This window comes from Nocardia sp. NPDC060220, assembly GCF_042727815.1.
Classification (GTDB): Bacteria; Actinomycetota; Actinomycetes; order Mycobacteriales; family Mycobacteriaceae; genus Nocardia.
In genome coordinates this window covers 1-2,809 of the sequence record NZ_JBHWZY010000872.1, presented here as the reverse complement: position 1 = coordinate 2,809, position 2,809 = coordinate 1, and the positions used below count along the sequence as shown (strand labels likewise).

The window sequence follows — 2,809 nt, the reverse complement described above, 5'->3', positions numbered from 1 at the left end:
ACTTCTACGAGAGCTTCACCAACCTGGACGCCGTCGTCACCGAGGTCTACGACCAGGTCATCGGTGAGCTGACCGAGCTCATCGCCGTCCGTGTGCGCGCCGCCCCCGACCCCCTGCGCGACAAGGTGCACGCGGCCATCGCCGCGGGCCTGCAGGCGGTCGCCGACGACCCGCGACTGATCCGCATCGCCTTCACCGAAGCCCAGCTCAACCCCGCCCTCAACGCACGCCGCACGGCGACGATCCGCGGCTTCGCCGCGCTGGTGCTGGCGACGGTGAACAAGCAACTCAGCCCCGAAAGCACCGGCGCCGCGGGCGCATACGGCGAGCTCGCCGCCATGCACCTCGTCGGCGGGCTGTACGAGACCGTGTACGGCTGGCTCAACGGAGCACTCGATCTGACCAGAGACGAGCTCGTCGACGAATCGACCGAGATCTTCCTCGCCGTCGTCGAGCAGATCCTGGGACCCGAAAGCCTACTGAGGCGCCGGAGCTAGCCCGACGCCCCGATCAACCGCGCGGCGCACTCCTACCGCCGCGCACGTGCTGACCCCTTTCGGACGCGAGCGCTTCGCGCCTCAGCCGCGATCGGCCGGGCAGCGAGTTCCGTTCCGCACGAGCGGTTTCCATTCTGTACGAACACATCGACGTTGTGCGAGTATGACTGACAAATTCTCTCATTCATTCTCACATTCATCGATTGCCCGGAGGTACCGATGGGGCAGCAAGAATCCCCGCACGTCCTGGTCGCGGGGGCGGGCCTGGCCGGATTGGCCACGGCGGTCTGGCTCGCGGAGACAGGCCACCGCGTCACCCTCGTCGAGAAGCGAGGACGCCTCGGCGGTCGCACGATCTCGTTCGAGGTGCCCGGTATCGAAGGCAGGGTCGACAACGGTCAGCACCTGTTCGCCGGTTGCTATGACGCACTGCTGCGCTACGTCGATACCATCGGCACGCGCGAGCAACTCTTCTGGGACGCCCCGCCGTTCGCGATCAGGACCGGGCCCGACCGGCTGCTGACCCTGCGCGCGCCCGCCTGGCCGCCGGGCACGCTGCGCCGCGCCGTCGGGCTGTCCTGGATGGTGTGGCCACCGATCCCGCTGCGCGAACGGCCCGCTGCCCTGCGCACCTGGGCGCGGATCGCCCGCGCCGCGCTGCGCCCGGCACCGGAGCTCGACGACCTGACCGTCGATCGCTGGTTCAGGCAGATCGGTGCGCCGCAATCGTTGCGCGCGTTGGTGCTCGATCAGTTCGTCATCGGTCTGCTCAACGAGAAGACCGAGCGGGTGTCGGCCTCCCTGTTCGTCCAGACCCTGCACTGGATCGGCAAGCGCGCGCTGTCAGGGAACAGCAGGGCCGGTGACGCGGTCTGGCCGCGGGTGAGTCTGCACGAGTTGTTCGTCGCACCCGCCGAGCGCTATCTGAGGGCACACGGCGCGGAGATCGTCGTCGGTGCCGGAGTCACCGATCTCGAGATCGTCGACGACGGGCTCGCCGGTGTGCAGCTCTCCGACGGGCGGGTCATCGAGGTGGACGCGGCAGTCCTCACCTTGCCGCCGTGGTCGCTGACAACCCTGCTCGATCGCGGCCGGCTCGGGCAGTACGACCACTTCACTCCCGTACGCAAGATCGAGCCCGCCCCGATCTCGAGCGTGTATGTGTGGCTGGATCGTCCGCTCAGGATGCGCAGGCTCGCGGAGAATCTGCGCGACACCACCATCGAGTGGGTTTTCGACACCACGGGGATGCACGGCGTCGAGACCGAGGCAGGGCACTGTTACTCACTGGCCGTGAGCGCCTCGTGGGATGTCGTCCATCTGCCCAACGCCGAATTCACCGCGGCGGCACTGCGATCGCTGGCCGAGCACTACCCCGAGTTCGCCGAGGCGCAGGTGCTGCGCACGCACGTCATCCATCAGCCGCAGGCGACCTTCTCGGCGCAGCCCGGTTTCGACGCGCTGCGCCGCAGCGCACGCCGATCGAGGGCCTGTTCCTCGCGGGCGACTGGACCGAGACCGGCATGCCCTCGACGATGGAGGCCGCTGTCGAGAGCGCGGTCCGCGCCGTCGGCGCAGTCCACGAATATCTCGTCCCCCGCACCGGCGACAGCAGAATTAAGTGACTTGTCATTCTAGGCGCTGACGCCTCAACATCCCTTGATTCCGGACTGAGACAGAAGTACATTGTGTCTCACGCGACCGCAGGTCTGCATGGGCGCAATGGAGCACATCCCTCCGGGAGGGTTGATGGATTACCAATGGTCAGCGGCTGATCTCTCCTTTCAAGACGAGGTTCGCACCTTTCTCGACGAGAAGCTGACACCCGATCTACGCCGTGCCGGACACTTGGCGACCAGCGTCTATCCGGATCACGAAGCCAGCATGAAGTGGCAGCACATTCTTCACGATCGCGGCTGGGCGGCACCGGCATGGCCGGTCGAATACGGCGGCTGCGACTGGAGCCTCACCCAGCACTACATCTTCGGCCGGGAACTGATGCAGGCCGGTGCGCCCGCGCTGTCGCCGATGGGCATCAGAATGGTCGCGCCCGCGATCGTCGCCTTCGGCACGACCGAGCAGAAGGCGTACTACCTGCCACGGATTCTCACCGGTGAGGTGTTCTTCTGTCAGGGGTATTCGGAGCCGGAATCCGGTTCCGATCTGGCATCGCTGACGATGGCCGCCGTCGACGACGGCGAGGATTTCGTGTGCACCGGAAGCAAGATCTGGACCACCCACGCGACCGAGGCGAATTGGATCTTCTGCCTCGTGCGCACATCGCGCGAGGGGAAGAAGCAGGAGGGCATCAC

At 66.6% G+C, this 2,809-nt stretch carries 3 protein-coding genes and 1 pseudogene; all 4 read left to right on the top strand.

The features are described from left to right. Positions 1 to 497: hypothetical protein (locus ACFWF3_RS31045; RefSeq protein WP_379317276.1), on the top strand; the 497-nt coding region annotated here is incomplete at its 5' end. Positions 498 to 716: 219 nt separating this feature from the next. Further along, positions 717 to 1,907: pseudogene (locus ACFWF3_RS31040) on the top strand (FAD-dependent oxidoreductase); the annotation flags it as partial. Next, on the top strand, positions 1,802 to 2,122 hold the full coding sequence (locus ACFWF3_RS31035) for an FAD-dependent oxidoreductase (protein WP_379317278.1): 321 nt from the start codon (positions 1,802 to 1,804) through the stop codon (positions 2,120 to 2,122). The pseudogene ACFWF3_RS31040 and the gene ACFWF3_RS31035, both read left to right, overlap by 106 nt. 124 nt (positions 2,123 to 2,246) lie before the next feature. After that, positions 2,247 to 2,809: acyl-CoA dehydrogenase family protein (locus tag ACFWF3_RS31030; protein ID WP_379317274.1), on the top strand; the 563-nt coding region annotated here is incomplete at its 3' end.